This is a genomic window from Pseudomonas sp. ACN5 (assembly GCF_002303975.1).
Lineage (GTDB): Bacteria > Pseudomonadota > Gammaproteobacteria > Pseudomonadales > Pseudomonadaceae > Aquipseudomonas > Aquipseudomonas laurylsulfatiphila.
This window is the reverse complement of sequence record NZ_MRCP01000004.1, coordinates 61,508-86,613: the sequence shown is the minus strand read 5'-3', so window position 1 is coordinate 86,613 and position 25,106 is coordinate 61,508. Positions and strand designations below refer to the sequence as shown.

Below are 25,106 nucleotides of genomic sequence, written 5' to 3'. Positions count from 1 at the left end.
ACGCTTCTTCTAGCCATTTCTTCCGTTTAATCCCCAGAAAAAGATCAAGAATTTCTTCTCTATGCCTGATTTCCAGCTTTCGAAAGACAGCGCTGTCTTAAAACCTGTTGCCTGCCGAAACACCTTGAACCTGATAGGCGGACTCACCGCTTTGGGCCTTGCCACTTGCGCTCACTCGGCTCCGGCCTTCGATAGCGATTCGCCGTGGATGCTCGGCGACTGGAACGGTACTCGCAGCGAACTTGCGGAAAAAGGCTACGACTTCAAAGTCGATTACACCGGTGAAATGGGCAGCAATCTGCACGGCGGCTACGACCATGACCGCACCGCCCGCTACAGCGACCAGTTCGGCCTGGGCACCCATCTGGACTTGCAGAAAATCCTCGGCTGGGACGACGCCGAGTTCCAGCTGACCATCACCGAACGCAGCGGCAACAACATCAGCAACGACCGCATCAACGATCCGCGTGTCGGCGGCTTCACCTCGGCCCAGGAAGTCTGGGGCCGCGGCCAGACCTGGCGCCTGACGCAGATGTGGTATCAGCAGAAGCTCTTCGACGAAAAACTCGACATCAAGGTCGGCCGTTTCGGCGAAGGCGAAGACTTCAACAGCTTCCCTTGCGACTTCCAGAACCTGGCGTTCTGCGGCTCCCAGGTCGGCAACTGGGCGGGCGACATCTGGTACAACTGGCCGGTCAGCCAGTGGGCACTGCGGGTCAAATATCACCTGACGCCAGAGCTTTATGCACAGGTCGGCGCGTACGAGCAGAACCCGTCGAACCTGGATCGCAACAATGGCTTCAAGCTCAGCGGCAGCGGCACCCAGGGCGCAGTCCTGCCGGTGGAGCTGGTGTGGACGCCTAAACTCAACGGCCTGCCGGGTGAATACCGCGCCGGTTACTACTACAGCAGCGCCAACGCCACCGACGTCTACAAGGACAGCAATGGCCAGCCTGCCGCCCTGAGTGGCGAAGCCTACCGCAGCGCCTCGAGCAAGCACGGCATGTGGCTGGGCCTCCAGCAGCAAGTCACCCGCCTGGCCAGCGATCATTCCCGCGGCCTGAGCCTGTTTGCCAACGGCACGATGCACGACAAGAAGACCAATGCCATCGACAACTACGTCCAGGCCGGTCTCGTCTACAAAGGTCTGTTCGATGCCCGGTCCAGGGACGACATCGGTTTTGCCATGGCCCGCGTCCACGTCAACCCGGCCTATCGCAAGAACGCCGAGGCGACCAACCAGGCCAATGTCGTTTTCGACTACGACAATCCGTCCTACCTGCCACCCCAGGACACCGAATACAGCGCCGAACTCTATTACGGCGTGCACGTGACCAACTGGCTGACCGTGCGCCCGAACCTGCAATACATCCGCCATCCCGGCGGCGTGAACGAGGTCGACGACGCGCTGATCGGCGGGATCAAGGTCCAGTCGTCGTTCTGAGCAACCACACAAAAACCTGTGGGAGCGGGCTTGCTCGCGAAGGCGTCATCACAGCCAACATTTGTGCTGCCTGAGCCACCGCTTTCGCGAGCAAGCCCGCTCCCACAAGGGATTGCGTCAACCACACCGGTTTTATGAACCCTGCCCGCGCCGGATCGTCATCTACAGTGAACTGGCGCGGGACTACTTGAAACATCACGGAGAATCACACTATGAGCACTGATGGTGCCTTGGGTCGAAGCCGTCTGTTGCCGACCCTGCTCGGCATACTGCTTCTGCTAATGGGCCTGGCCATGCTGGCCGGGGGGATCAAGCTGAGCATGCTCGGCGGCTCGCTGTACTACCTGCTGGCCGGCATTGGCATTGTGCTGAGCGGCGTGTTGCTGATCGCCGCCCGCCGCGCGGTGCTGGGCCTGTACGCACTGGTGCTGTTCGCCAGTACTGTTTGGGCGCTGTGGGAAGTCGGCCTCGACTGGTGGCAACTGGTGCCGCGCCTGGCGCTGTGGTTCGCCCTGGGCGTGGTGATGCTGCTGCCGTGGTTCCGTCGTCCATTGCTGATCAACGGCCCTGCCCCCGTGGGCACTGGCGCCTTGAGCGTAGCCGTGGTCCTGGCTGGTGTGACCGCCGTGGCCAGCCAGTTCACCCACCCGGGCGAGACCTTGGGTGAACTGGGCCGCGACACCGCGGACATGACCAGCACCGCGCCGCAGATGCCCGAAGGCGACTGGCAGGCCTATGGCCGCAGCGAGTTCGGTGACCGCTACTCGCCACTCAAGCAGATCACCCCGGCCAACGTCGGCAAGCTGCAAGAAGCCTGGCGTATCCAGACCGGCGATCTGCCAACCGCCGATGACCCGGTGGAACTGACCAACGAAAACACCCCGCTCAAGGCCAACGGCATGCTCTATGCCTGCACCGCCCATAGCAAGGTGCTGGCGCTGGACCCGGACACCGGCAAGGAACTGTGGCGTTTCGACCCGCAGATCAAGAGCCCGGTGGGCTTCAAGGGCTTCGCCCACATGACCTGCCGCGGCGTGTCGTACTACGACGAAGCGGCCTACGCCCAGTCTGAAAACGCTGCCTCCGCCGTCATCTCTGAAGCCGGAAAAGCCGTCGCCCAGGCCTGCCCGCGTCGCCTGTACCTGCCAACCGCCGATGCACGCCTGATCGCACTCAACGCCGACACCGGCAAGGTCTGCGAAGGTTTCGGTAAAAACGGTGTGGTTGACCTGACCCAAGGCATCGGGCCGTTCACCCCCGGTGGCTACTACGCCACCTCGCCGGCTGCGATCACCCGTGACCTGGTGATCATGGGCGGCCACGTCACCGACAACGAGTCGACCAACGAGCCATCCGGCGTGATCCGTGCCTTTGACGTACACGACGGCCATCTGGTGTGGAACTGGGACAGCAACAATCCAGACGCGACCGAACCGCTGCCAGAAGGCGAACACTACAGCCGCAACTCGGCGAACATGTGGTCGCTGGCCAGCGTCGACGAAAAGCTCGGCATGGTCTACCTGCCACTGGGCAACCAGACCCCTGACCAGTGGGGCGCAGACCGCACCCCGGGCGCCGAGAAGTTCAGTGCCGGCCTGGTCGCGCTGGACCTGGCCACCGGCAAGGTGCGCTGGAACTACCAGTTCACTCACCATGACCTGTGGGACATGGACGTCGGCAGCCAGCCAACCTTGCTGGACATGAAAACCGCCGACGGCATCAAGCCTGCGGTGATCCAACCGACCAAGCAAGGCAGCCTGTACGTCCTCGACCGTCGTGACGGCACGCCGATCATCCCGATCAAGGAAATCCCGGCTCCGCAAGGCGCCGTGAAAGGCGACCACACCGCACCGACCCAGGCCCGTTCGGACCTGAACCTGCTGGCCCCGGAACTCACCGAAAAAGCCATGTGGGGTGCCAGCCCGTTCGACCAGATGCTGTGCCGCATCCAGTTCAAGGAATTGCGCTACGAAGGCCAGTACACCCCGCCGTCGGAACAGGGCAGCCTGATCTATCCGGGTAACGTCGGCGTCTTCAACTGGGGCGGCGTTTCGGTCGACCCGGTTCGCCAGATGCTGTTCACCAGCCCGAACTACATGGCCTTCGTCTCGAAAATGGTGCCTCGCGCCGAAGTCGCGGCCGACAGCAAGCGCGAAAGCGAAACAGCGGGCGTGCAACCGAACACCGGCGCACCTTATGCGGTGATCATGCACCCGTTCATGTCGCCGCTCGGCGTACCGTGCCAGGCGCCGGCCTGGGGCTACGTGGCCGGCATCGACCTGACCACAGGCAAAGTCGTGTGGAAACGCAAGAACGGCACCAGCCGCGACAGCTCGCCATTGCCTATCGGCCTGCCACTCGGCGTGCCAAGCATGGGCGGCTCGATAGTCACCGCCGGCGGCGTCGGCTTCCTCAGCGGCACGCTGGATCAGTACCTGCGCGCCTATGACGTCAATACCGGCAAGGAGCTTTGGAAATCGCGCCTGCCGGCTGGCGGTCAGGCTACGCCGATGACCTACACCGGCAAGGACGGCAAGCAGTACGTGCTGTTGGTCGTCGGTGGCCACGGCTCACTGGGCACCAAAATGGGTGACTATGTGATTGCGTACAAACTGTCCGAGTAAGTTTTAGCGGCAGTAAAACGAAAGGCGACGCCCGTGAGGACGTCGCCTTTTTTGTGGCCGCAGATCTCAAAACACCACAGGCCCCCTGTGGGAGCGGGCTTGCTCGCGAATACGGTGTGTCAGGCAACATTTACATCGACTGATACGCCCTCTTCGCGAGCAAGCCCGCTCCCACAATTGACCTCGCACTGCCATGGTTCAACTAACCTGTCTCTGCGCTGAACACGCCTTCGAAACACGGCGTTGCAGAAAATGACCGTTGAAACCACCGCCAACCTGCCCCATCTAAGACCCATCCCCATTGTGCAGGTGCCCCCATGAGCGACCAGCAAGAATTCCCCGAAGACCCGAGCGAATACGCCGATCCACAAAGCGCTCCACAGCACAAACCCGGCAAAGGCCTGGCCCTGCCCGGCCAGAACCTGCCGGACAAGGTCTACATCATCCCGATCCACAACCGGCCATTCTTCCCGGCCCAGGTCCTGCCGGTCATCGTCAACGAAGAGCCGTGGGCCGAGACCCTCGACCTGGTGGCCAAGTCTGAACACCACTCCCTGGCCCTGTTCTACATGGACAGCCCCCAGGAAGATCCGCGCCACTTCGACACCTCGGCCCTGCCGCTCTACGGCACCCTGGTCAAGGTGCACCACGCCAGCCGCGAAAACGGCAAACTGCAATTCGTCGCCCAGGGCCTGACCCGTGTGCGTCTGAAAACCTGGCTCAAGCACCATCGCCCTCCGTATCTGGTGGAAGTCGAATACCCGCACCAGCCCACCGAGCCGACCGACGAGGTCAAGGCCTACGGCATGGCGCTGATCAATGCGATCAAGGAACTGCTGCCGCTCAACCCGCTGTACAGCGAAGAGTTGAAGAACTACCTCAACCGCTTCAGCCCCAACGACCCGTCACCGCTGACCGACTTCGCCGCCGCGCTCACCTCGGCCACCGGCAGTGAGCTGCAGGAAGTGCTCGACTGCGTGCCGATGCTCAAGCGCATGGAAAAAGTCCTGCCGATGCTGCGCAAGGAAGTCGAGGTCGCGCGCCTGCAAAAAGAGATTTCCGCCGAAGTTAACCGCAAGATCGGTGAACATCAGCGCGAGTTCTTCCTCAAGGAGCAACTCAAGGTCATCCAGCAGGAGCTGGGCTTGACCAAGGACGACCGTAGCGCCGACCTCGAACAGTTCGAGCAGCGGCTGGTGGGCAAAGTCCTGCCGGCGCAGGTGCAGAAACGCCTCGAAGAGGAAATGAACAAGCTGTCGATCCTCGAGACCGGCTCGCCGGAGTATGCGGTCACCCGCAATTACATCGACTGGGCGACCTCGGTGCCGTGGGGCGTGTACGGCGAGGACAAACTCGACCTCAAGCATGCGCGCAAGGTGCTGGACAAACACCACGCCGGCCTCGACGACATCAAGGACCGCATCCTCGAATTCCTAGCAGTCGGCGCCTACAAAGGCGAGATCAGCGGCTCCATCGTGCTGCTGGTCGGCCCGCCGGGCGTGGGCAAGACCAGCGTCGGCAAGTCCATCGCCGAATCCCTGGGCCGGCCGTTCTACCGCTTCAGCCTTGGCGGCATGCGCGACGAAGCCGAGATCAAGGGCCACCGTCGCACCTACATCGGCGCGCAGCCGGGCAAACTGGTGCAGGCGCTCAAAGACGTCGAAGTGATGAACCCGGTTATCATGCTCGACGAGATCGACAAGATGGGCCAGAGCTACCAGGGCGACCCGGCTTCGGCCTTGCTGGAAACCCTCGATCCGGAGCAGAACGTCGAATTCCTCGACCACTATCTGGACCTGCGGATGGACCTGTCGAAGGTATTGTTCGTGTGCACCGCCAACACCCTGGACTCGATCCCCGGCCCGTTGCTCGACCGCATGGAAGTGATTCGCCTGTCGGGCTACATCACCGAAGAAAAAGTCGCCATCGCCAAGCGTCACCTGTGGCCCAAGCAGCTTGAGAAAGCCGGCGTGTCCAAGGGCAGCCTGAGCATCAGCGACAGCGCGCTCAAGGCGCTGGTCGACGGCTATGCCCGTGAAGCCGGCGTGCGCCAGCTGGAAAAAAACCTCGGCAAACTGGTGCGCAAAGCGGTGATGAAACTGCTCGACGAACCGAAAGCGGTGATCAAGCTCGGCCCGAAAGATCTCGAAGCGTCGCTCGGCAAACCGGTGTTCCGCAACGAGCAGGTGCTGGCGGGGGTCGGCGTGATCACTGGCCTGGCCTGGACCAGCATGGGCGGCGCGACACTGCCGATCGAAGCCACGCGCATCCACACCCTCAACCGCGGGTTCAAGCTCACCGGACAACTGGGTGACGTGATGAAAGAGTCGGCGGAGATCGCCTACAGCTACGTCAGCTCGCACCTGAAGTCCTATGGCGGCGATCCGAAGTTCTTCGACGAAGCCTTCGTCCACCTGCACGTACCGGAAGGCGCCACGCCGAAGGACGGCCCGAGCGCCGGCGTGACCATGGCCAGCGCCCTGCTGTCGCTGGCACGCAACCAGCCACCGAAAAAAGGCGTGGCCATGACTGGCGAACTGACGTTGACCGGGCATGTACTGCCGATTGGCGGGGTGCGCGAGAAGGTGATTGCAGCGCGGCGGCAGAAAATTTTCGAGCTGATCCTGCCGGAGGCCAACCGGGGTAATTTCGAAGAACTGCCGGAGTACCTGAAGGAGGGCATTACCGTGCACTTTGCCAAGCGCTTTGCGGATGTGGCCAAGGTGTTGTTCTGATGCTCTTGTAGCGCCTGTACTGCCGTCTTCGCGGGCAAGCCCGCTCCCACAGGAATTTGAGTCGGTCACAAAACTTGTGTGCACCCTCAATCCCTGTGGGAGCGGGCTTGCCCGCGAAAGCGTCAGTCCTGACACCACCGTCCAGGCTGACTGTCACACTTTGTCTCATCTTCAGTTATGCTCGCCGTTCGTCGCCAACGCCGGAGCCACTGATCTCATGTCCCCCACTCGCCTGTTTGTCCCCCTCGCCCTCGCCTTGCTGGCCGCGTGCGCCACGCAACCTGCGCAAAACGTGACTGTGGAAAAACAGAGCGAATGCCCGGTGCAGCTCAGCAACGGACAAAACCTGATCCTGACCCTGCCGAGCAATCCGACCACGGGTTATCGCTGGGCGATCCAGGATTCGGCCGGCGGCGTACTGCACGCCTTGGGGCCAGAGGTGTATCGAAATCCGGAAGATGCCGGCATCGTCGGTTCGGCCGGGGTTTCGACCTGGCGCTTCCAGGCTTTTGCGACCGGCACGGGACGTTTGCGCCTGACCTCGCAACAGCCGTGGGCGCCGGAAGTGCTACCGGTGGACTCGTTCGATTGCGCGATTTCGGTTAACTGACCGTGGGCTGGCTGATTCTGGCGCTGATGGGCGCAGTGACCTTCCTTTATGGCCTGAGCGTGCATGCCTCGCTGCTGTGCCTGCTGGTCAAGCCGCTGCCGGTACTGGCCCTGCTCGGCTGGCTGCACGACGCACCACCCGGCGAGTACCGGCGCTGGATCAGCCTGGGCCTGATTTTCTCCTTGCTCGGCGACGTGTTGCTGGCGTGGCCGGGGGATTTGTTCGTGTTCGGCCTCGGCGCATTTCTGGTCGCCCACCTGGCGTATCTGAAAGCCTACTTGAGCGATTGCCGGCGCCTGGCTCTTTTACCCCTGATCATCGCCCTCGGCGTGGGTGCGGTGCTGTTGGGGATTCTGATGTCTCATGGACTGGGGCCACTACTGATTCCGGTGATCGTCTACGGCCTGGCGATCAGCACCATGCTCTGGCGCGCGCTGGCGCGGCTTGGCAGTGATGTGCCCAAGCGTTCGGCCTTGCTGGCTGCCGGTGGTGCGGTGGCCTTTGTGTTTTCGGACAGTGTGATTGGCATCAGCCGTTTTGTGGTGCCGTTCGATGCGGCGCCCTATGTGATCATCCTCAGTTATTGGCTGGGGCAGTGGGGTATCACGGCATCGGCGTTCACCCAAAGATCACGCTGAACCCTGTGGCGAGGGAGCTTGCTCCCGTTGGGCGGCGCAGCCGTCGTAAACCCTGTTAGTCGGGTGTATCTGTGATTACCCGGTTGCATGGTTTTGGGACTGCTTCGCAGTCCAACGGGGGCAAGCCCCCTCGCCACAAGAGCACTCTCGGCTTTCGAACTGCATCAACCCACCCGCTTTATCAGACAACCCGCGCATCCCCGCGCCAACTTGGCTAAAATGCCGGCCTTTTCACCGATACCGCTGGAACCGCCGTGAGCAAAGAACCCGATCGCCTTTTCGCCCAGCCTTTGGCCCAGGTGCCTGACTTCGCCTTCAACGAGGACGTGGTGCGGGTGTTCCCGGACATGATCAAGCGCTCGGTGCCGGGCTATCCGACCATTGTCGAAAACCTCGGCGTGCTCGCCGCGCAGTTCGCCCAACCGGGCAGCGTGCTCTACGACCTGGGCTCGTCGCTGGGTGCCGTGACCCAGGCCCTGCGCCGGCATGTGCGCACCGACGGTTGCCGGGTGATCGCTGTGGATAACTCGGCAGCCATGGTCGAGCGCTGCCGCGAATACCTCAATGGCCAGGACTCGATGTTCCAGGAGTTGCTGCCAGTCGAGGTGATCGAGGGCGACATCCTGGCGCTGGAGTTCCAGCCGGCTTCGGTGGTGGCGTTGAACTTCACCCTGCAATTCATCGCCCCGGACCAACGCACCGCGCTGTTGACGCGCATCCGTCAGTCGCTGCTGCCCGGCGGCGCCCTGATCCTCTCGGAAAAACTGCGTTTCGAAGACGAGCAGGAACACGCGTTGCTCACCGACCTGCACATCGCCTTCAAACGCGCCAACGGCTACAGCGAGCTGGAAATCGCCCAGAAGCGCAGCGCCATCGAAAACGTCATGAAGCCCGACAGCCTCGAAGAACACCGCGAACGCCTGCTGGCCGCCGGGTTCTCGAAAGTCGTGCCGTGGTTCCAGTGTCTTAACTTTGCCTCGTTGATTGCCCTGCCATGATTGATCTGTCTCCCCTCGCCCGCCGTCTGGCCGGCACGCCGCTGGCCGAATGGGCCAACACCCTGCAGGCGCAACTCGACAAGAAAATGGAAAAGGGCCATGGCGACCTGGAGCGCTGGCAAAGCGCGCTGGACGCCCTGCCAGGGATCCAGCCGAGCGAAGTCGATTTGCTCAACGGCCTGAAGCTGGACACCGATTGCAGCGACGAGACCCGCGCGCAAATGCGTTCCGCGTTGATGGGCCTGTCGCCGTGGCGCAAGGGCCCGTTCGACCTGTTCGGTGTGCACGTCGACACCGAATGGCGCTCGGACTGGAAGTGGTCTCGGGTCGCGCCGCATCTGGACCTTGCGGGCAAGCGCATCCTCGATGTCGGCTGCGGCAACGGCTATTACATGTGGCGCATGCTCGGCGCCGGTGCCGACAGCGTGATCGGTGTCGACCCGAACTGGCTGTTCTTCTGCCAGTTCCAGGCGGTGCAGCGCTACCTGTCCGAACCGAACGCCTGGCACCTGCCCTTCCCGTTCGAAGACCTGCCGCCGAACCTCGAAGGCTTCGACACGGTGTTTTCCATGGGCGTGTTCTACCACCGCCGCTCGCCCATCGAGCATTTGCTGGCGCTGAAGGACTGCCTGGTCAAGGGCGGTGAGCTGGTGCTGGAAACGCTGGTGGTCGAAGGCGACAAGCACCAGGTGCTGGTGCCGGAAGACCGCTACGCGCAGATGCGCAACGTGTGGTTCCTGCCGTCGGTGCCGGCGCTGGAGTTGTGGTTGCGACGTGCCGGGTTCACTGATGTGAAGTGCGTGGATGTGAGCACCACCACAGTCGAAGAACAGCGCGGGACGGAGTGGATGAAGTATCAGTCGCTGAGCGACTTCCTCGATCCGGAAGATCACAGCAAGACGATTGAAGGGCTGCCGGCGCCGATGCGGGCGGTGATTGTGGCTCGTAAATAACAGCCACTGAAGATCCCCTGTAGGAGCGAGCCTGCTCGCGATGGACTCAAGAACACCGCGGGGAACCAGATTGCCCGCGTAATCGTTCACGACCATCGCGAGCAGGCTCGCTCCTACAGGGGGGGTCAGTGTTTAGTCGGAAGGTTTTGCTCTTCGGGCCTTGAAGAATTCACTTAAAACAGCCCCGCACTCCTCCGCCAACACCCCACCCTCATGCAACACCCGGTGATTCAAAAAGCCCTGGGTAAAGAACTGCCCCTGGCTCTGCACAATCCCCGCCTTGGGCTCCAGCGCGCCATACACCACCCGCGTGATCCGCGAATGCACGATCAGCCCGGCGCACATACTGCACGGCTCCAGCGTCACATACAGCGTACTGCCGGGCAGGCGATAGTTGCTGACGGCCTCGGCGGCGGCGCGAATCGCGACCATCTCGGCGTGGGCACTGGGATCGCTGGTGCTGATCGGGCAATTGAAGCCACGCCCGATGATTTCACCGTCCTGCACCAGCACCGCGCCCACCGGCACTTCGCCCAGGGCCGCGCCTTGGGCGGCCAGGGCCAGGGCTTCACGCATGAATTCGCGATCACGGCTGCGGTCGATGATGGCGGCGGGACGAATCTGACGCATCACGCCACCTCGATGGCGGCCATCAGGCCGGTTTCCATGTGATCGATCACATGGCAGTGGAACATCCAGACCCCGGGGTTATCCGCCACCAGCGCCACTTGCGCGCGCTCGTTCTTGCCCAGCAGATAAGTGTCGGTGAAGTACGGAATCACCTTGTGCCGGTTCGAGGCGATGACCTTGAAGCTCATGCCGTGCAGGTGAATCGGGTGCTGATACTGGGTCATGTTCTTCAATTCGAAAATGTAGCTCTTGCCCTTTTCCAGCTTGGCAATCGGGCGGTCGGCGCAGGTCTTGTCGGTGATGTCCCAAGCCTTGCCGTTGATCTGCCACAGGCTCGGCGGCTTGCCATTGTCGACGTTGACCGACACCGAGCCGACCCACTCGAAATTGAAGTTGAGTTTCACGGCATTGGCCAGGTCCGGCTCGGCAATCGGGTTGGCCGGCAGTGCCGGCGGCCATTGGCTTGGTGCGTCGGTATTGGCCACTGAACGCAAGGTACCCAGGCGCACCGGGCCGTTGCGCAAGGACAACTCTTCACCGGCCGGCGGCGCCTTGATCGCCAGGCAAATGCGCATGCCGGGGCCGAGCCAGTATTCCTTGCCCAGCGGGCGCGGTTCGATGGGGTTGCCGTCGAGCGCATAGATCTGCGCTTCGACGCCGGGAATGTTCAGGCGATAGGTCAGGGTGTTATCAAGATTGAGAATACGCACCCGGGTGATCTGCCCGGCCGGCAAGTCGATCACCGCCTGCGACACACCGTTGATGGTCGCCAGGCGCCCCGCCGTACCGCCACGGGCCGCTTCACGGGGAATGCTGAACTCGACGAAATTGCCGACCTCGTCGACATGCCAGCTCTTGAGGCTCAAGGTCTTTTCGTACTTGAAACCGGTGGGCTCGCGCTCTTCGATGATCAACGGTCCCACCAGGCCACGGCCGAGTTCTTCGCTGCTGTTCACATGCGGGTGATACCAATAGCTGCCGGCATCCGGTACGCGGAATTTGTAGTCGAAGTACTCGCCCGGCAGCACCGGCAATTGCGAGACGTAGGGTACGCCGTCCATTTCCAGCGGCAGGCGGATGCCGTGCCAGTGAATGGTGGTCGCCACCGGCAAGTGATTGATGAAGCGCACCCGCAGCCATTCACCCTGGCGCACCCGCAACTCGGTGCCCGGCGCCGACGGACCAAAGGCCCAGGCCTGGGTCTTGTGCCCGGCCACCAATTCCACGTCCAACGGCGCCGCAATCAGCTCATAGTCGTGACCGGCATCCGCATCGGCCATCCTGCCCAGCCAGTAGCGCGACGCACCACCGGCTCCCACGCCTACGACAACAAGACCGGCCAGGCCACCGAGTATTTGGCGACGGGTAAAGGACATGAACTCAACTACCTCACAAATCAACGACAGGCCAGCGACCCGGAAAAGGCGAATACGATACACCTGCAACTGCGAAACAGTAAGGGCGATACAGTGACGCATGCCGGATCGCCCATGCATATAACTATGTAGTACACCTCCTCTGAACGAACGGGTCATGCTCAATACTCGTTTCTCAAGGAGTGAGACTGCATGAATCCGAATCAAAACCGGCCCCTGCCCAATGCAGACGACAAGGCCGCCCTCAAGGCCATCGCCACCCGCATCATCAAGACCTGCCCCAGCCTGCAAGACACCGCTCATGACGTCGCCCTTAACCTGCTGAAGAAGTACGGCATCACCGGCCTCGATCCGGACCGGGTGTATTTCCACCGCTTCGACGCGTCGCAAAGCAGCTCGAAGGCCTTCTCCGGATGGGAGCATGTCAACGCCACCCCGACGTCGTCCATGACCCTGACCCAACTGGTGATCCACCGCTTCCGCGCCGCCGATCAGGACAATGCCGATCTGCTGGATGTGTATGCGGGTTTCTATACCGCTGGACCGCGCACCGGGACTTTCAATGAAACCAACGAAGTGCGCCTGCACGGCAACGACGTGCTGACAGACTTCTGGAGCATCGACTTCAGCGCGGTCTACAACGAACGGCTGACGAGCTTCTGGAGCGAATCAGACGCCGACTTCCGTACCCTGGCCAAGTGCAATTTTCTCATCAACGCCTTGCGGGCCCGCGACCGTAAGAAGCTCAGTGACGCGGACTTCAATGTCGCCGTCACGGCCGTCATGGGCCCCATCACCTGGCCGGTCAGCCTGCAGATGTTGCAAACGCAATACGCCGATACGCATGCCCAGGTACGAATGCTGGATGTGGCCGGCTACCTGTCGAACAACATTGTGCGCATCAAGGCGCCCAAAGGCCGGCAGATTCTCTACCTTCCCGGAGAGGCCGAAGCCTTCAAGGTGCTGGAAACCGAAACGGACATGCACTTCTGGGTGTTGCTGCAAATGAATGACGAGGCGCGACGCCAGGCATTCATGGCGCACTTCTCCATGGCCGATCGCCAGGACATCGCTGACAACCTCACGGACCTGATGAACCGCCTGGTGGGCAGTTGGAGTGTGTACGACCATCAGTTGATCAATCAGGAAAACCGCGGCGTTGACGGTGACGTTTTCAGCTGGTTGCGAGACTCGACCAAGGCCGCGATGTCCGCCGAGGCCGCGCTGTCACTGACCTCCAATGGCGATCTGCGGGAAAAACTGTGGATCGGTTACCTCAGCGCCGGCGTGAAAGTGTTCGGTCCGATGGCGGTCGTCGGCTGGCCGGTCGCACTGCCGGTGATCGGCGCCAGCATCGCCAACATGGGGTTGAACATCGATCAGGCGGTCAACGGCAAAACCGCCGAGGAACGCAAGGCCGGTGTGCTTGGCGCAGTGCTCAGCGGTATCGACATCTTGTTCAACCTGCTCGTCCTCAAAGGTCCCGGTTCGCTGGAAGAAGCCGGCCCCGAAATCGACGCCGCCGAGGCGAAGGAAATGGCTGAGCTGAAGGAGACAACACCACCGGCCAAAGCCCCCAAACCTGCACCGACCGAGGTGGCCGTTGAAACACCGGACAATGCCGGACCTAGGGTGAAGGTGCCGGAATCTTTCAAGATCAAGGTATCGCTCAGTGACGACACACTGGTTCACGAACCGGGCAAGTTTCAAGGCACCTATCAGCTTGCTTCCAACCCTTCGTCCGCGATAAAGCTCAACGACAGCGCGTACTTCGTGCGCTATGAATCCGATATCAATGGCCGTGGCACCTGGGCCATCATCGACCCGGCCAACCCCCATGCATTCTCTGGTTCGATCCCCGTGCGTTTAAATGCTGCTGGCACCTGGGAGATCACCCCGCGCCTGGGACTGAGGGGCGGCATGATCGTATCGCCGGTTTCCAGCGCCGGTGCGACAAGCGAGCCCGTCATCGAAGAATGGGCGCGTACACCGGGCATTCATGTGCCCGGCCTCGAAGACCCGCAAATGAGGGCCTGGGCACTCGGTGGACCCGATGTACGTAATTTGTACAGACGTTTACGGACCTTGGGCAGCATAGATGTACACAGTGAGTTGATGTCCCCTATCGACGAATTCACCGAGTCCCTGAGCGAGTTCCAGCTGGATCAGGAAGAGCCACGCAATGAACTGATCAGCGATGCAAACGCCTACTACGAGCTCAATCCCCCAACCCCTCGCCTTCAAGTCCCTGCACGAGTGTTAAACGCATCGACCGAACTGCTCGACGTCGCATTCGCGGAAAAACCGGGACTGATCGTTGGCGAGAGCCGCGGCAGTATCGGCAGTAAGCAGTTCCTGATCGAAAACATGCCCGCCCTGGCCCGCCGCGGCGTGAAGACGTTGTACTTGCAGGAACTGCTGGCCAACGTCAATCAGCTTGATCTGGACGCTTTTGCCAGAACCGGCGAAATGCCGGAAGAGCTGGAGACCTACCTGAGAAAACTCGACATCAGGGCCGGCAACGATCCCGAGGGCAGATTCAACCTGCTGGCGCTGGTGAGGTCTGCCAACACCCAGCGTGTGCGGGTGCAGGCCATCGATATGACAACGACCTACAACATCAACGAAGACTCGTTTTCCCGGCATCCGGACAGCCAAATGGCAAGAAGTTACTTTGCTGGCGAGGTCATTCAGCTCAATGAAGAATTGAAGGGACCCGCCAAATGGATTGCCTTGGTCGATCAGGAACACATGACGAGTTTCAGAGGCTATCAAGGCATCAGTGAACAGACTGACGCCTTGAGTGTACGAATCGAAGACGTGACACCGGGTCAGGCACTGCCCATTGGTTCCGATCCGGGATTAGCGGTGGAATATGCGGACTATCCGGGCTCGCCTGTCGAGGAGGAAGGGTCCGGCATCACTGGTTTCGACCACATCCGAGACAGCATCAAAGGCGACTGGCGTGTACAAATGCAAACCCCGTGGGCCTACCGGACGCCACAAGAGCTGCGAGCGCTGTTACCGGAACCGGGGATGTTCACCTTTCAGCGCTACAGAAGCAGCCTGTTGGTGGTCTATCGCAATGCCGAGAACCGAATGGCCGACACTGTGATCAGAATGACACCCGGTGGCAGGATCAACCTGGATACTCCGCTTGGGCCGGCCTATGACTCCATGACAGTGGATAACCTGGGAGAACTGAAACAGGCACTGATTGAAAATGGCATGCAACCGATGGGTTGGCCGCCAGTGGCTGGAGAGGCCGAGAGTGCGGCATCGGAGCTCGAGGAGCTTGCCCGGGTACGACCTGAAGTCCAGCGGCCGAGCATACCCCAGCACTGGCAAGCCAACGAATTGCTGGAAGGGATAACACCCGAAACAATGCCCGGGAAATTCCAGGGCATCTATCGACTCGACGGCAATCCATCGACAGCCATCATGCTCAACGATACGGCCTGGTACGTGCGCTATGAAACCGACACCAACGGTGTCGGCACGTGGGCCATTATCGATCCTGAAAACCCGAACGCGTTTTCAGGCTCATTGCCGGTACGCCTGAACGCTCAAGGTGAGTGGGAGCTGGCACCACGCGCCGGCCTGAAGGGTGGCGGCAACAATCTGAAAGGAATGTCGCCAGGGGTCGCTCAACCCCAGCCGCAAATCGCGCTGCGCAAACCCGCCACAAAATACGACGCACCTGCCAGATACAGCCTCAGGAAGCTGGCGATGGGCAAACCGGAGACCCATGTCAAAGTCAGCCGTTTGCCCGACGGCACAATGAAAGGGATTACCACCTACGACGAATACGTCGCCGCCCCTCGTGCCGAGTTGTCACGGGACGCTCGAAGCTTCTTTGCCCGCAGCGGTTTCTCCACTTCCCTGCCTACCCGCCCGACCATCCCCACCGTCACGCCCTCGACCACCGCCACAGAACTGGTCGAGCAGGCGCTGGATGCAGCAAATGGCCTGGTCATCGGTGAGAGTCAGGATCGCATTGCCAGTATGCGTTTTCTCATCGAGAACATGCCGACACTCGCCAGACAGGGGGTCAAAACACTGTATTTCCATCGCCTGCTCAACGATTTCAGTCAGCTGGACTTGAACACATTCTTCAGCACCGGGGAAATGTCCGATGACCTGGAGGAAACGCTGCAACAACTGCAAAGCGACCCGTCAGGGCGGTATACACCGCTTGAAGTGGTCAGGGCTGCGCGACTCAACGGCATTCGGGTTCAGGCGACGGACTGTCTGGCGAGCTATCGCTATCCCGCCTCGCCACTTCCCGACATGCATGAGCAAGCCATAAAGAACTACCTCACCCACACGATCATGCACGCCAACGAATCCCTCAATGGCGCAGGTAAATGGGTGGTACTGACCGATCAGGAAAACATCAATACCTTTCGCGGTATGGCCGGCATCAGTGAAATACAGGGCGGTATCGGCTTGCGCATCGAAGAAGTGTTGCCCGAAAAACGCCTGCTGATCGAGACAGACCGGGGCATCGAAGTGGGACGGGGCTTCACCACGCAACCGGACCATGTCAGTGGCGAATACGATACGTTGTACGCCGACCTGAGCCTGCAGATGCCGCTACCGCTGCTCGAGCGAACACCGGCGGAACTCAATCGGCTGCTGTTCCGGCAAGGCATGTTCACCTTCGAGAAGGTCGATGGAACCTGGACGTTGATTCATCGCGGCAGAGACCGCCAGATTGCGCGAACGCTGGTCGAGCGTACGGTTGACGGCAAATACCTGATCAATCGTCCGACCTGGACTGATGTGCATCAGGTGCCATACGCCAGTATCGTCGAACTGTCCTGGGCCCTGAGCCGCATGGGCATGGACCTCGAAGGGCGTCTGCCTCTGTAATTCGTGCCTGTTTCTGCCACGCCTGCATGCAAAAAGCCCCCGGTCTCGCGACCGGGGGCTTCTTTTACCGCTATCGTTTTGAGCCCGGGTTCACGGGCTCAAATACGATCATTCCCACTCAATGGTCGCCGGCGGCTTGCTCGACACGTCGTAGGTGACGCGGGAGATGCCTTCGATTTCATTGATGATGCGGCCGGATACGGTTTCCAGCAGTTCGTAAGGCAGGTGCGCCCAACGCGCGGTCATGAAGTCGATGGTTTCCACGGCACGCAGGGCCACGACCCAGGCGTAACGACGGCCATCGCCGACCACGCCAACCGATTTCACCGGTTGGAACACCACGAAGGCCTGGCTGACCTTGTGGTACCAGTCGGCCTTGCGCAGTTCTTCGATGAAGATGTGGTCGGCGCGACGCAGCAGGTCGGCGTATTCCTTCTTCACTTCGCCGAGGATCCGCACGCCCAGGCCCGGGCCCGGGAACGGGTGACGGTAGACCATGTCGTACGGCAGGCCCAGCTCCAGGCCCAGACGGCGGACTTCGTCCTTGAACAGTTCGCGCAGTGGCTCGACCAGTTTCAGGTTCATTTCTTCCGGCAGGCCGCCCACGTTGTGGTGCGACTTGATCACGTGGGCCTTGCCGCTTTTCGCGCCAGCCGACTCGATCACGTCCGGGTAGATGGTGCCCTGGGCCAGGTACTTGATGTTGTCCAGCTTGCAGGATTCGGCATCGAACACGTCGATGAAGGTGCGGCCGATGATCTTGCGCTTCTTCTCCGGGTCGGCTTCGCCGGCCAGGTTGCCCAGGAACTGCTCCTCGGCGTTGGCGCGGATCACCTTGACGCCCATGTTCTCGGCGAACATGGCCATCACTTGCTCGCCTTCGTGCAGGCGCAGCAGGCCGTTGTCGACGAACACGCAGGTCAGTTGGTCGCCGATGGCCTTGTGCAGCAGTGCGGCAACCACGGACGAGTCAACACCGCCGGACAGACCCAGCAGAACGTTGTCGGTGCCGACCTGGGCGCGAACCTGGGCGATGGCGTCTTCAGCGATCTTCGACGGGGTCCACAGGGCTTCACACTCGCAGATGTCGAGGATGAAGCGCGACAGGATGCGACCGCCCTGCTTGGTGTGGGTCACTTCCGGGTGGAACTGCACGCCGTAGTAGCGACGCTCGTCGCTGAACATGCCGGCGATCGGGCAGCTCGGGGTGCTGGCCAGGATGTGGAAGTCTTCCGGCATCCGGGTGACCTTGTCACCGTGGCTCATCCAGACGTCGAGGCCGAACAGGCCGTCGGCGTCGATGTGGTCTTCAATGCCGTCGAGCAGACGGCTCTTGCCGACCACGTCCACGCGGGCGTAACCGAACTCACGCAGCTCGGAACCTTCAACCTTGCCGCCCAGTTGCTCGGCCATGGTCTGCATGCCGTAGCAGATACCGAAGACCGGCACGCCCAGATCGAAAACGGCTTGCGGGCAGCGAGGGCTGTTGGCTTCGTGAACCGACTCCGGGCCACCGGCGAGGATGACGCCTTTAGGAGCGAATTCGCGGATCGCATCTTCGTCCATGTCGAACGGATGCAGTTCGCAGTACACACCGATCTCGCGCACGCGGCGGGCGATCAGCTGGGTGTACTGGGAACCGAAGTCGAGGATCAGGATGCGGTGAGCGTGAATGTCGAGGGCCATGGGGGAAACTCTTAAAAGCAGTTGCAAGCTTCAAGCTGCAAGCTGCAAGTAATCGGAAACCGCGCGGCACTGCACTATCACAGCACCGCTTGCAGCTTGTAACTTGTGGCTTATAGCTGTCGGCGTCAGCCGACCCGATAGTTTGGCGCTTCCTTGGTGATCTGCACGTCGTGAACGTGGGACTCGGCCATGCCGGCGCCGGTGATCCGCACGAACTCAGGCTTGGTGCGCATCTCTTCGATGTTGGCGCTACCGGTGTAGCCCATCGAGGAACGCAGGCCGCCCATCAACTGGTGGATGATCGCGCTCAGGGTGCCCTTGTACGGAACACGCCCTTCGATACCTTCCGGAACCAGCTTCTCGGCGCCTGCCGAGGAGTCCTGGAAGTAACGGTCGGAGGAACCCTGGGCCTGGGACATGGCGCCCAGCGAACCCATGCCGCGATAAGCCTTGTACGAACGACCCTGGAACAGTTCGATCTCGCCCGGCGCTTCTTCGGTACCGGCGAACATCGAGCCCATCATCACGCAGGAAGCACCGGCTACGATGGCCTTGGACAGGTCACCGGAGAAACGGATGCCGCCGTCGGCGATCAACGGCACGCCAGTGCCTTCGAGGGCAGCGGCGACGTTGGCGATGGCACTGATTTGCGGTACGCCGACACCGGCGACGATACGGGTGGTGCAGATCGAGCCAGGGCCGATACCGACCTTGACCGCGTCAGCGCCGGCTTCGGCCAGGGCCTTGGCGGCAGCGCCGGTGGCGATGTTGCCGCCGATGACCTGCACTTCAGGGAAGTTCTGCTTGACCCAGCGAACGCGGTCGATCACGCCTTTGGAGTGACCGTGAGCGGTGTCGACCACCACCACGTCAACGCCGGCGGCGACCAGGGCGGCAACGCGGTCACCGGTGTCTTTACCGGTACCGACTGCAGCACCCACGCGCAGACGACCTTGATCGTCCTTGCTGGCCAGCGGGTAAGCCTTGGCTTTTTCGATGTCGTTGACGGTCATCATGCCCTTGAGGGCGAATTTTTCGTCGACGATCAGCACGCGTTCGATGCGGTGCTTGTGCAGCAGTTCACGCACATCGTTCTTGTCGGCGCCTTCCTTGACCGTGACCAGACGCTCTTTAGGCGTCATCACTTCACGGACAGTGGCTTCCAGACGGTTCTCGAAACGCACGTCACGGGAGGTGACAATGCCGACCAGGTCGCCATTGTGCAGTACCGGAACGCCAGAGATGTTGTGCATGCGGGTCAGTTCGAACAGTTCGCGCACGGTAGCGTCGGCGACGATGGTGATCGGGTCCTTGACCACACCGGCTTCGTAACGCTTGACCTTGCGCACTTCGGCAGCTTGCTGCTCGATGGTCATGTTCTTGTGGATGATGCCGATACCACCTTCCTGAGCCATGGCAATTGCCAGACGGGCTTCAGTGACGGTGTCCATGGCAGCGGAGACCAGTGGAATATTCAGCTCGATGCCACGGGTAAGGCGGGTCTTGAGACTGACTTCGTTAGGAAGCACCTCGGAATAACCGGGCACTAGGAGAATGTCGTCGAATGTCAGAGCTTCTTGGCTGATACGCAGCATCGCGGGGGCTCCCGAGCGGGAAAATGGAAGCGCGCCATTATAGTCAGACACCCCCTCGGGTTCAATGTAAAACTCTGACTATTATTGGCATTACTGACATACGGGGCGCTTTTTTGTAGGAGCGAGCTTGCTCGCGATGGTCGTGAACGATAATGCGGGTTGCCTGGAAACCCGCGTGGCCTGAAAGTTCATCGCGAGAAGCTCGCGCCTACAGAAGTTCAGAGTTCGACTTTGACCCAGCTGACTGGCTGATCGAGCCAATCGGCGAATTCGTCGAGAAAGCTCTGTTTGAACCCGGCTTCGGCCCAGTTGTTGAAGATGAATCCGAGGTTGGAGAAGCCGCATTCCTGCAGGAACAGAAAGCCGTTGATGTCGTCTTCATGCCCGCATTCCGGACAGGTGAAGTTATCGGTGCGCCCCGGCATCCAGTCTTCCAGGCTTTCGAACAGCGCCTCACCGACTTCCTTGCGGCACTCGGCGCAGCCTGCTTCCTCAAGGAAACCCTTGGCCGGCGTATAGATGCAGCGCTTGGTAATGATCTCCAGGCCATTGATCGGCTCGCCGAACGGCAGGGCTTCGGGGTGCAGGACCACTGCCCGGGCACCGTCGGCGATGGCATGGGCCATGCGATTGCCAGTACGGCCACAGGTGGTCAGCTCTTCCTGGATGATGTTCTTGCGCACCAGCCAGCGCACAACGGCCCGGGCCCGGGGCTCGTGCACCGGCAGGGTGGAGATTTTCGGGACGATGATGCTTTGGGAATTCATGGGTACAGGCCTGGAGCTTGGATGAAGGGTCTTGGGCACCCCCAAATTATAGAGACTGAACACCGAACCTGTGGGAGCGGGCTTGCTCGCGAAAGCGGTGTGTCAGATACATTAATGTTGACTGACACACCGCTTTCGCGAGCAAGCCCGCTCCCACAGAGTTACGGGGGTTTACAACTCGACGACAACCGCTTGCGAAGCCCGGGTCGCCTTGGCGCGGGCGGCTTCGATCGATTCGTCGCGCGCCAGGGCCACGCCCATGCGGCGCTGGCCGTTGACTTCAGGCTTGCCGAACAGGCGCATCGCGGTATCCGGCTCGCTCAAGGCAGCGCCCAGGTTGGCGAAAGCGGTCTGGGTCGACTGCCCTTCCACCAGAATCACCGCCGAAGCCGATGGCCCGAACTGACGGATCAACGGGATCGGCAGGCCGAGAATGGCCCGTGCATGCAGGGCGAACTGCGACAGGTCCTGGGAGATCAGCGTGACCAGGCCAGTGTCGTGCGGGCGCGGCGAGACTTCGCTGAACCACACCTGATCCCCTTTGATGAACAACTCGACGCCGAACAGACCACGGCCACCCAGGGCTTCGGTCACGGCTTTGGCGACGCGCTCGGATTCAGCCAGGGCAATCGGGCTCATGGCCTGCGGCTGCCAGGACTCCTGGTAGTCACCCTTCTCCTGACGGTGGCCGACCGGCGCGCAGAAGGTGGTGCCGCCGACGTGGCGCACGGTCAGCAGGGTGATTTCGTAGTCAAAATCGATGAAGCCTTCGATGATCACCCGACCTTTACCGGCGCGGCCACCTTCCTGGGCGTAGTCCCAGGCTTTCTGCACGTCATCGACGCTGCGCAGCAGGCTCTGGCCCTTGCCCGAGGAACTCATGACCGGCTTGACCACGCACGGGAAACCGAGGTCTTCAACGGCTTTGCTGTAGTCCTCGAAGGTGTCGGCGAAGTGGTACGGCGAGGTCGGCAGGTCCAGCTCTTCAGCGGCCAGGCGACGGATGCCTTCGCGGTTCATGGTCAGTTGCGCGGCGCGGGCGGTCGGGATCACGGTGAAACCTTCAGCTTCCAGCTCCACCAGGGTCGCGGTGGCGATGGCTTCGATTTCCGGGACGATGAAATGCGGCTTCTCGGCCTCGATCACGGCACGCAGGGCAGCGCCATCGAGCATGTTGATCACGTGGCTGCGGTGCGCCACCTGCATGGCCGGTGCGTTGGCGTAACGATCCACGGCAATCACTTCAACGCCCAGGCGTTGCAGCTCGATCACCACTTCCTTGCCCAACTCGCCACAGCCACACATCAATACGCGGGTCGCGGTGGGCGACAATGGAGTTCCGATACGGGTCATCTGAAGGTCCTCAAGAAGCGGATCATCGAGGGAAGCACGCTTCCCATGGGGAGAAAGCGCGGCATTTTACATGAACTTCAGCCGACGACAGCCTGTTTGCGCAGGCGCCAGGCCATGATCAGCCACACGGCGGTGACCCCGGCGAATTTCGACCCCAGGGCGGTGAGGATCACCCCCGGCGTCAGGGCGTCGATCATGCCGAAGAAGATAAAGGTATCGAGGGGAATGCTCAGGGCCGAACTTATCCACAGGCGATCATGCAGCGGGCGCCGGGTGATGCTGAACACCAGCCAGTCGATGCACTCGGAAACCGCGAACGCCGTGGCGCTGGCCAGGGCGATGGACGGATCGGAGGTGGCGTAGGACAACACCAGCGCCACCAGCATCGCCACGAGGGCGCCATGCCCGAAACGGGTTTGCACCATGTCGCGCAACACAAACACCAGCCCGCCCCAGGCCGACCAGAGGATGTCCAGGTGTGGCGCGGTGGAAAAGGCGAAGTTGATCAGCACGACGCTGCTGATGTAGGTGATCAGGAAGAGCATAGGCTTGGAAAGCACCTGTGAATTTGCCGCACAGGATACTGTAGGAGCGAGCCTGCTCGCGATGGTCGTTAACGAAAACGCAGGGGAGTCTGGTTCCCCGCGGTGTTCTTGAGTCCATCGCGAGCAGGCTCGCTCCTACAACCGCGGTTTTGCCCCGATCATCCACACCAACCCACTGGCCTTGGCCCGCTCATGACACAACCCCAGCACCTTGCGCCGTTCGTCGTTGGTCATGCGGCTCCAGCGGGTGATTTCCTCAACCGTGCGCTGGCAACCGGTGCAGATATCATCGTCATCCAGCGCACAAATACTCACGCAGGGCGATGCCACCGGGCGTTCGGTGGCCGTCATTCTTCCTGCTCGACCAGATCGCGGGCATAACGCTGCGAGTTGTGCACATAGTGGGCTGCGCTGGCTTCCAGCATCTTGATTTGCGGTTCAGTCAATTCGCGCACCACTTTGCCGGGCGAACCCATGACCAGCGATCCGTCCGGAATCTCCTTGCCTTCGCCGATCAGCGAATTGGCGCCGATGATGCAGTTCTTGCCGATCTTCGCGCCATTGAGAATCACCGCGTTGATGCCGATCAGGCTGTAGTCGCCGACGGTGCAGCCGTGGAGCATGGCGTTGTGGCCGATGGTCACGCCGGTGCCGATGGTCAGCGGATAGCCCATGTCGGTGTGCATCACGGTGCCGTCCTGGACGTTGCTGTTCTTGCCGATCAGGATCAACTCGTTGTCGCCGCGCAACACGGCGTTGAACCAGACGTTGGCGCCCTCCTCCAGCTTGACCTTGCCCACCAGCACGGCATTGGGGGCGACCCAGCTCTGTGGATGGGTTTGGACACGGGCGTCGCCCAGGCGGTATTTCATTGTTGTTTTCCTCAGGGCTCGGGCAGTGCCAGTCGAACGATGGCTTCAGGTATTGATAAAGCTTTTGGGAGGTTGATGCAGGCTGATTTTGGCGTCATACAGCAGGTTGATCAACTCGACGATCATGATCGCCGTCAGTCCCCAGATCTTGTATTCGCCAAAACGATAGCTCGGCACGTACCAGCTGCGGCCCTGATAGTCGATGCGATGGGTATGTTCGCGGGGGTCTTTGCGGAAGAATTCCAGGGGCACGCTGAACACCGCGGCGATCTCGGCATCGTTGGCGCGGTATTCGACAAAATCCGGGATCACCCCGACATAGGGCGTGACCATGATGCCATGCAGGCTGATCAGCGGACTGAGCGGGCCGATCACCTCGACCAGCCCCGGTGGCAGGCCGATTTCTTCCTCGGCTTCACGCAGGGCGGTGAAAATCAGGTCGGAGTCTTCGGGGTCGCGGCGACCACCGGGGAAGGCGACTTCGCCGCCATGGGTCGACAGGCCGCTGGCACGCAGAGTCAACACCAACTCGGGTTCGTCACTGCGGGTGATGGGCACCAGCACCGCGGCCTCGGGAAAACGACGATCGGTCTCCAGTGTGCGTGGAGTGTGGTGACTAACCCGATGCAGTAGCTCGTCCAGCATGAGTGTTCTCGATTTGTGCCTTACCCGGCATCATGCACCAATCGCTGCGGTCGCCCAACCCCCGCAACCGCCCCATGTCGCGAAACGACAACTTGCCGACCGGCACTGCCGCACGCCAAGATAGGCGCAGCATTCAGGAACCCCAGCATGAAATTTTGCAGCCAGTGCGGTAACCCGGTGACCCAGCGTATTCCCGAGGGCGACTCGCGCCTGCGTTTTGTCTGCGACAGCTGTCAGGCCATCCACTACCAGAACCCCAATATCGTCGCCGGCTGCGTGGCGACCTGGGGCAGCAAGGTGTTGCTTTGCCGGCGGGCCATCGAGCCGCGCCGCGGTTACTGGACCCTGCCCGCCGGTTTCATGGAAAACGGCGAGACCATCGAACAGGCCGCCATTCGCGAGACCGCCGAGGAAGCCTGCGCCCGGGTGCGCAACCTGAGCATCTATACCCTGATCGACGTGCCGCACATCAGCCAGGTGCATGTGTTCTTCCGTGCCACACTTGCGGACCTGGATTTTTCTGCCGGCCCCGAGAGCCTGGAAGTGCAACTATTCGACGAAGCGGACATTCCTTGGGATGAGCTGGCTTTCCGCACGGTGGGCCGTACCTTAGAATGCTTCTTCGCTGACCGGCGGACCGAGGTCTATCCCGTACGGTCTGAATCGATTCCGCCGCTTGCTCAGCCTGCCATTATCTGATGCCATATTGGTATCATTCGTAGCCGCTGAAAAATCGCCCGAACGCGGCCCGAGCCTTCGG

General features: G+C 61.3%; 19 protein-coding genes. 9 read left to right on the top strand and 10 right to left on the bottom strand.

What is annotated here, in order from left to right:
* The first annotated feature begins 61 nt into the window (after positions 1–61).
* From BSF40_RS09055 to cmoB, 7 genes are all read left to right on the top strand, one after another.
* The gene (locus tag BSF40_RS09055; protein WP_095964859.1) at positions 62–1,444 is read left to right on the top strand and encodes a carbohydrate porin; all 1,383 of its coding nucleotides are present in this window, start codon (positions 62–64) and stop codon (positions 1,442–1,444) included.
* A 212-nt stretch (positions 1,445–1,656) separates the two neighbouring features.
* A complete protein-coding gene (locus tag BSF40_RS09050) occupies positions 1,657–4,068 on the top strand; it encodes a glucose/quinate/shikimate family membrane-bound PQQ-dependent dehydrogenase (protein ID WP_095964858.1) in 2,412 nt (803 codons plus the stop codon).
* 317 nt (positions 4,069–4,385) lie between these two features.
* On the top strand, positions 4,386–6,803 hold the full coding sequence (gene lon, locus BSF40_RS09045; RefSeq protein WP_095964857.1) for an endopeptidase La: 2,418 nt from the start codon (positions 4,386–4,388) through the stop codon (positions 6,801–6,803).
* Between the two features lie 217 nt (positions 6,804–7,020).
* A complete protein-coding gene (locus BSF40_RS09040; protein WP_095964856.1) occupies positions 7,021–7,413 on the top strand; it encodes a protease inhibitor I42 family protein in 393 nt (130 codons plus the stop codon).
* A gap of 2 nt (positions 7,414–7,415) precedes the next feature.
* A complete protein-coding gene (locus BSF40_RS09035; RefSeq protein WP_095964855.1) occupies positions 7,416–8,051 on the top strand; it encodes a lysoplasmalogenase in 636 nt (211 codons plus the stop codon).
* Positions 8,052–8,305: 254 nt separating this feature from the next.
* Positions 8,306–9,049: a carboxy-S-adenosyl-L-methionine synthase CmoA gene (gene cmoA / locus BSF40_RS09030; RefSeq protein ID WP_015093665.1), complete on the top strand. Its 744-nt coding sequence runs from the start codon at positions 8,306–8,308 to the stop codon at positions 9,047–9,049.
* Complete coding sequence (gene cmoB / locus BSF40_RS09025) at positions 9,046–10,002, top strand: tRNA 5-methoxyuridine(34)/uridine 5-oxyacetic acid(34) synthase CmoB (protein WP_095964854.1); 957 nt, start codon at positions 9,046–9,048, stop codon at positions 10,000–10,002. The genes cmoA and cmoB overlap by 4 nt, the downstream gene beginning before the upstream one ends.
* A 132-nt stretch (positions 10,003–10,134) precedes the next feature.
* Here cmoB and tadA read toward each other — a convergent pair whose 3' ends face one another.
* Both tadA and BSF40_RS09015 read right to left on the bottom strand, forming a co-directional pair.
* Positions 10,135–10,632, bottom strand: coding sequence for a tRNA adenosine(34) deaminase TadA (gene tadA, locus BSF40_RS09020; RefSeq protein WP_007973921.1), 498 nt, complete (start codon positions 10,630–10,632; stop codon positions 10,135–10,137).
* Positions 10,632–12,008, bottom strand: coding sequence for a multicopper oxidase family protein (locus tag BSF40_RS09015; RefSeq protein ID WP_095964853.1), 1,377 nt, complete (start codon positions 12,006–12,008; stop codon positions 10,632–10,634). The genes tadA and BSF40_RS09015 overlap by 1 nt, the downstream gene beginning before the upstream one ends.
* Before the next feature lie 192 nt (positions 12,009–12,200).
* Between BSF40_RS09015 and BSF40_RS09010 the strand changes: the two genes are divergently transcribed.
* Entirely contained in the window at positions 12,201–16,883 is a 4,683-nt protein-coding gene (locus tag BSF40_RS09010) for a membrane-targeted effector domain-containing toxin (RefSeq protein ID WP_095964852.1), read from the top strand.
* Positions 16,884–16,991: 108 nt separating this feature from the next.
* On the opposite strand, the gene guaA is transcribed toward BSF40_RS09010, so the two are convergent.
* From guaA to BSF40_RS08970, 8 genes are all read right to left on the bottom strand, one after another.
* Complete coding sequence (guaA, locus tag BSF40_RS09005) at positions 16,992–18,569, bottom strand: glutamine-hydrolyzing GMP synthase (protein ID WP_008053207.1); 1,578 nt, start codon at positions 18,567–18,569, stop codon at positions 16,992–16,994.
* Positions 18,570–18,694: 125 nt separating this feature from the next.
* The gene (gene guaB, locus BSF40_RS09000; RefSeq protein WP_095964851.1) at positions 18,695–20,164 is read right to left on the bottom strand and encodes an IMP dehydrogenase; all 1,470 of its coding nucleotides are present in this window, start codon (positions 20,162–20,164) and stop codon (positions 18,695–18,697) included.
* A gap of 218 nt (positions 20,165–20,382) precedes the next feature.
* Positions 20,383–20,931, bottom strand: coding sequence for a sugar ABC transporter ATPase (locus BSF40_RS08995; RefSeq protein WP_095964850.1), 549 nt, complete (start codon positions 20,929–20,931; stop codon positions 20,383–20,385).
* A 171-nt stretch (positions 20,932–21,102) separates the two neighbouring features.
* Positions 21,103–22,284: a formate-dependent phosphoribosylglycinamide formyltransferase gene (gene purT / locus BSF40_RS08990; RefSeq protein WP_095964849.1), complete on the bottom strand. Its 1,182-nt coding sequence runs from the start codon at positions 22,282–22,284 to the stop codon at positions 21,103–21,105.
* A 77-nt stretch (positions 22,285–22,361) separates the two neighbouring features.
* Complete coding sequence (locus tag BSF40_RS08985) at positions 22,362–22,829, bottom strand: VUT family protein (protein ID WP_095964848.1); 468 nt, start codon at positions 22,827–22,829, stop codon at positions 22,362–22,364.
* Between the two features lie 135 nt (positions 22,830–22,964).
* Positions 22,965–23,180, bottom strand: coding sequence for a DUF1289 domain-containing protein (locus BSF40_RS08980; RefSeq protein WP_015093657.1), 216 nt, complete (start codon positions 23,178–23,180; stop codon positions 22,965–22,967).
* Positions 23,177–23,701 (bottom strand): gamma carbonic anhydrase family protein, encoded by a 525-nt coding sequence (locus BSF40_RS08975; protein ID WP_095964847.1) that lies wholly within the window; start codon positions 23,699–23,701, stop codon positions 23,177–23,179. Before BSF40_RS08975 ends, BSF40_RS08980 begins: the two co-directional genes overlap by 4 nt.
* A gap of 45 nt (positions 23,702–23,746) precedes the next feature.
* The gene (locus tag BSF40_RS08970) at positions 23,747–24,346 is read right to left on the bottom strand and encodes a CoA pyrophosphatase (RefSeq protein ID WP_095964846.1); all 600 of its coding nucleotides are present in this window, start codon (positions 24,344–24,346) and stop codon (positions 23,747–23,749) included.
* A gap of 147 nt (positions 24,347–24,493) precedes the next feature.
* Between BSF40_RS08970 and BSF40_RS08965 the strand changes: the two genes are divergently transcribed.
* On the top strand, positions 24,494–25,045 hold the full coding sequence (locus BSF40_RS08965; RefSeq protein ID WP_007973944.1) for an NUDIX hydrolase: 552 nt from the start codon (positions 24,494–24,496) through the stop codon (positions 25,043–25,045).
* Positions 25,046–25,106 lie beyond the last annotated feature (61 nt).

Coding starts and splice junctions, on each gene's coding strand:
- BSF40_RS09055 (WP_095964859.1), top strand. CDS start 62: ATGCCTGATTTCCAGCTTTCGAAAGACAGCGCTGTCTTAAAACCTGTT.
- BSF40_RS09050 (WP_095964858.1), top strand. CDS start 1,657: ATGAGCACTGATGGTGCCTTGGGTCGAAGCCGTCTGTTGCCGACCCTG.
- lon (WP_095964857.1), top strand. CDS start 4,386: ATGAGCGACCAGCAAGAATTCCCCGAAGACCCGAGCGAATACGCCGAT.
- BSF40_RS09040 (WP_095964856.1), top strand. CDS start 7,021: ATGTCCCCCACTCGCCTGTTTGTCCCCCTCGCCCTCGCCTTGCTGGCC.
- cmoB (WP_095964854.1), top strand. CDS start 9,046: ATGATTGATCTGTCTCCCCTCGCCCGCCGTCTGGCCGGCACGCCGCTG.
- tadA (WP_007973921.1), bottom strand. CDS start 10,632: ATGCGTCAGATTCGTCCCGCCGCCATCATCGACCGCAGCCGTGATCGC.
- BSF40_RS09015 (WP_095964853.1), bottom strand. CDS start 12,008: ATGTCCTTTACCCGTCGCCAAATACTCGGTGGCCTGGCCGGTCTTGTT.
- BSF40_RS09010 (WP_095964852.1), top strand. CDS start 12,201: ATGAATCCGAATCAAAACCGGCCCCTGCCCAATGCAGACGACAAGGCC.
- guaA (WP_008053207.1), bottom strand. CDS start 18,569: ATGGCCCTCGACATTCACGCTCACCGCATCCTGATCCTCGACTTCGGT.
- guaB (WP_095964851.1), bottom strand. CDS start 20,164: ATGCTGCGTATCAGCCAAGAAGCTCTGACATTCGACGACATTCTCCTA.
- BSF40_RS08995 (WP_095964850.1), bottom strand. CDS start 20,931: ATGAATTCCCAAAGCATCATCGTCCCGAAAATCTCCACCCTGCCGGTG.
- purT (WP_095964849.1), bottom strand. CDS start 22,284: ATGACCCGTATCGGAACTCCATTGTCGCCCACCGCGACCCGCGTATTG.
- BSF40_RS08985 (WP_095964848.1), bottom strand. CDS start 22,829: ATGCTCTTCCTGATCACCTACATCAGCAGCGTCGTGCTGATCAACTTC.
- BSF40_RS08980 (WP_015093657.1), bottom strand. CDS start 23,180: ATGACGGCCACCGAACGCCCGGTGGCATCGCCCTGCGTGAGTATTTGT.
- BSF40_RS08975 (WP_095964847.1), bottom strand. CDS start 23,701: ATGAAATACCGCCTGGGCGACGCCCGTGTCCAAACCCATCCACAGAGC.
- BSF40_RS08970 (WP_095964846.1), bottom strand. CDS start 24,346: ATGCTGGACGAGCTACTGCATCGGGTTAGTCACCACACTCCACGCACA.
- BSF40_RS08965 (WP_007973944.1), top strand. CDS start 24,494: ATGAAATTTTGCAGCCAGTGCGGTAACCCGGTGACCCAGCGTATTCCC.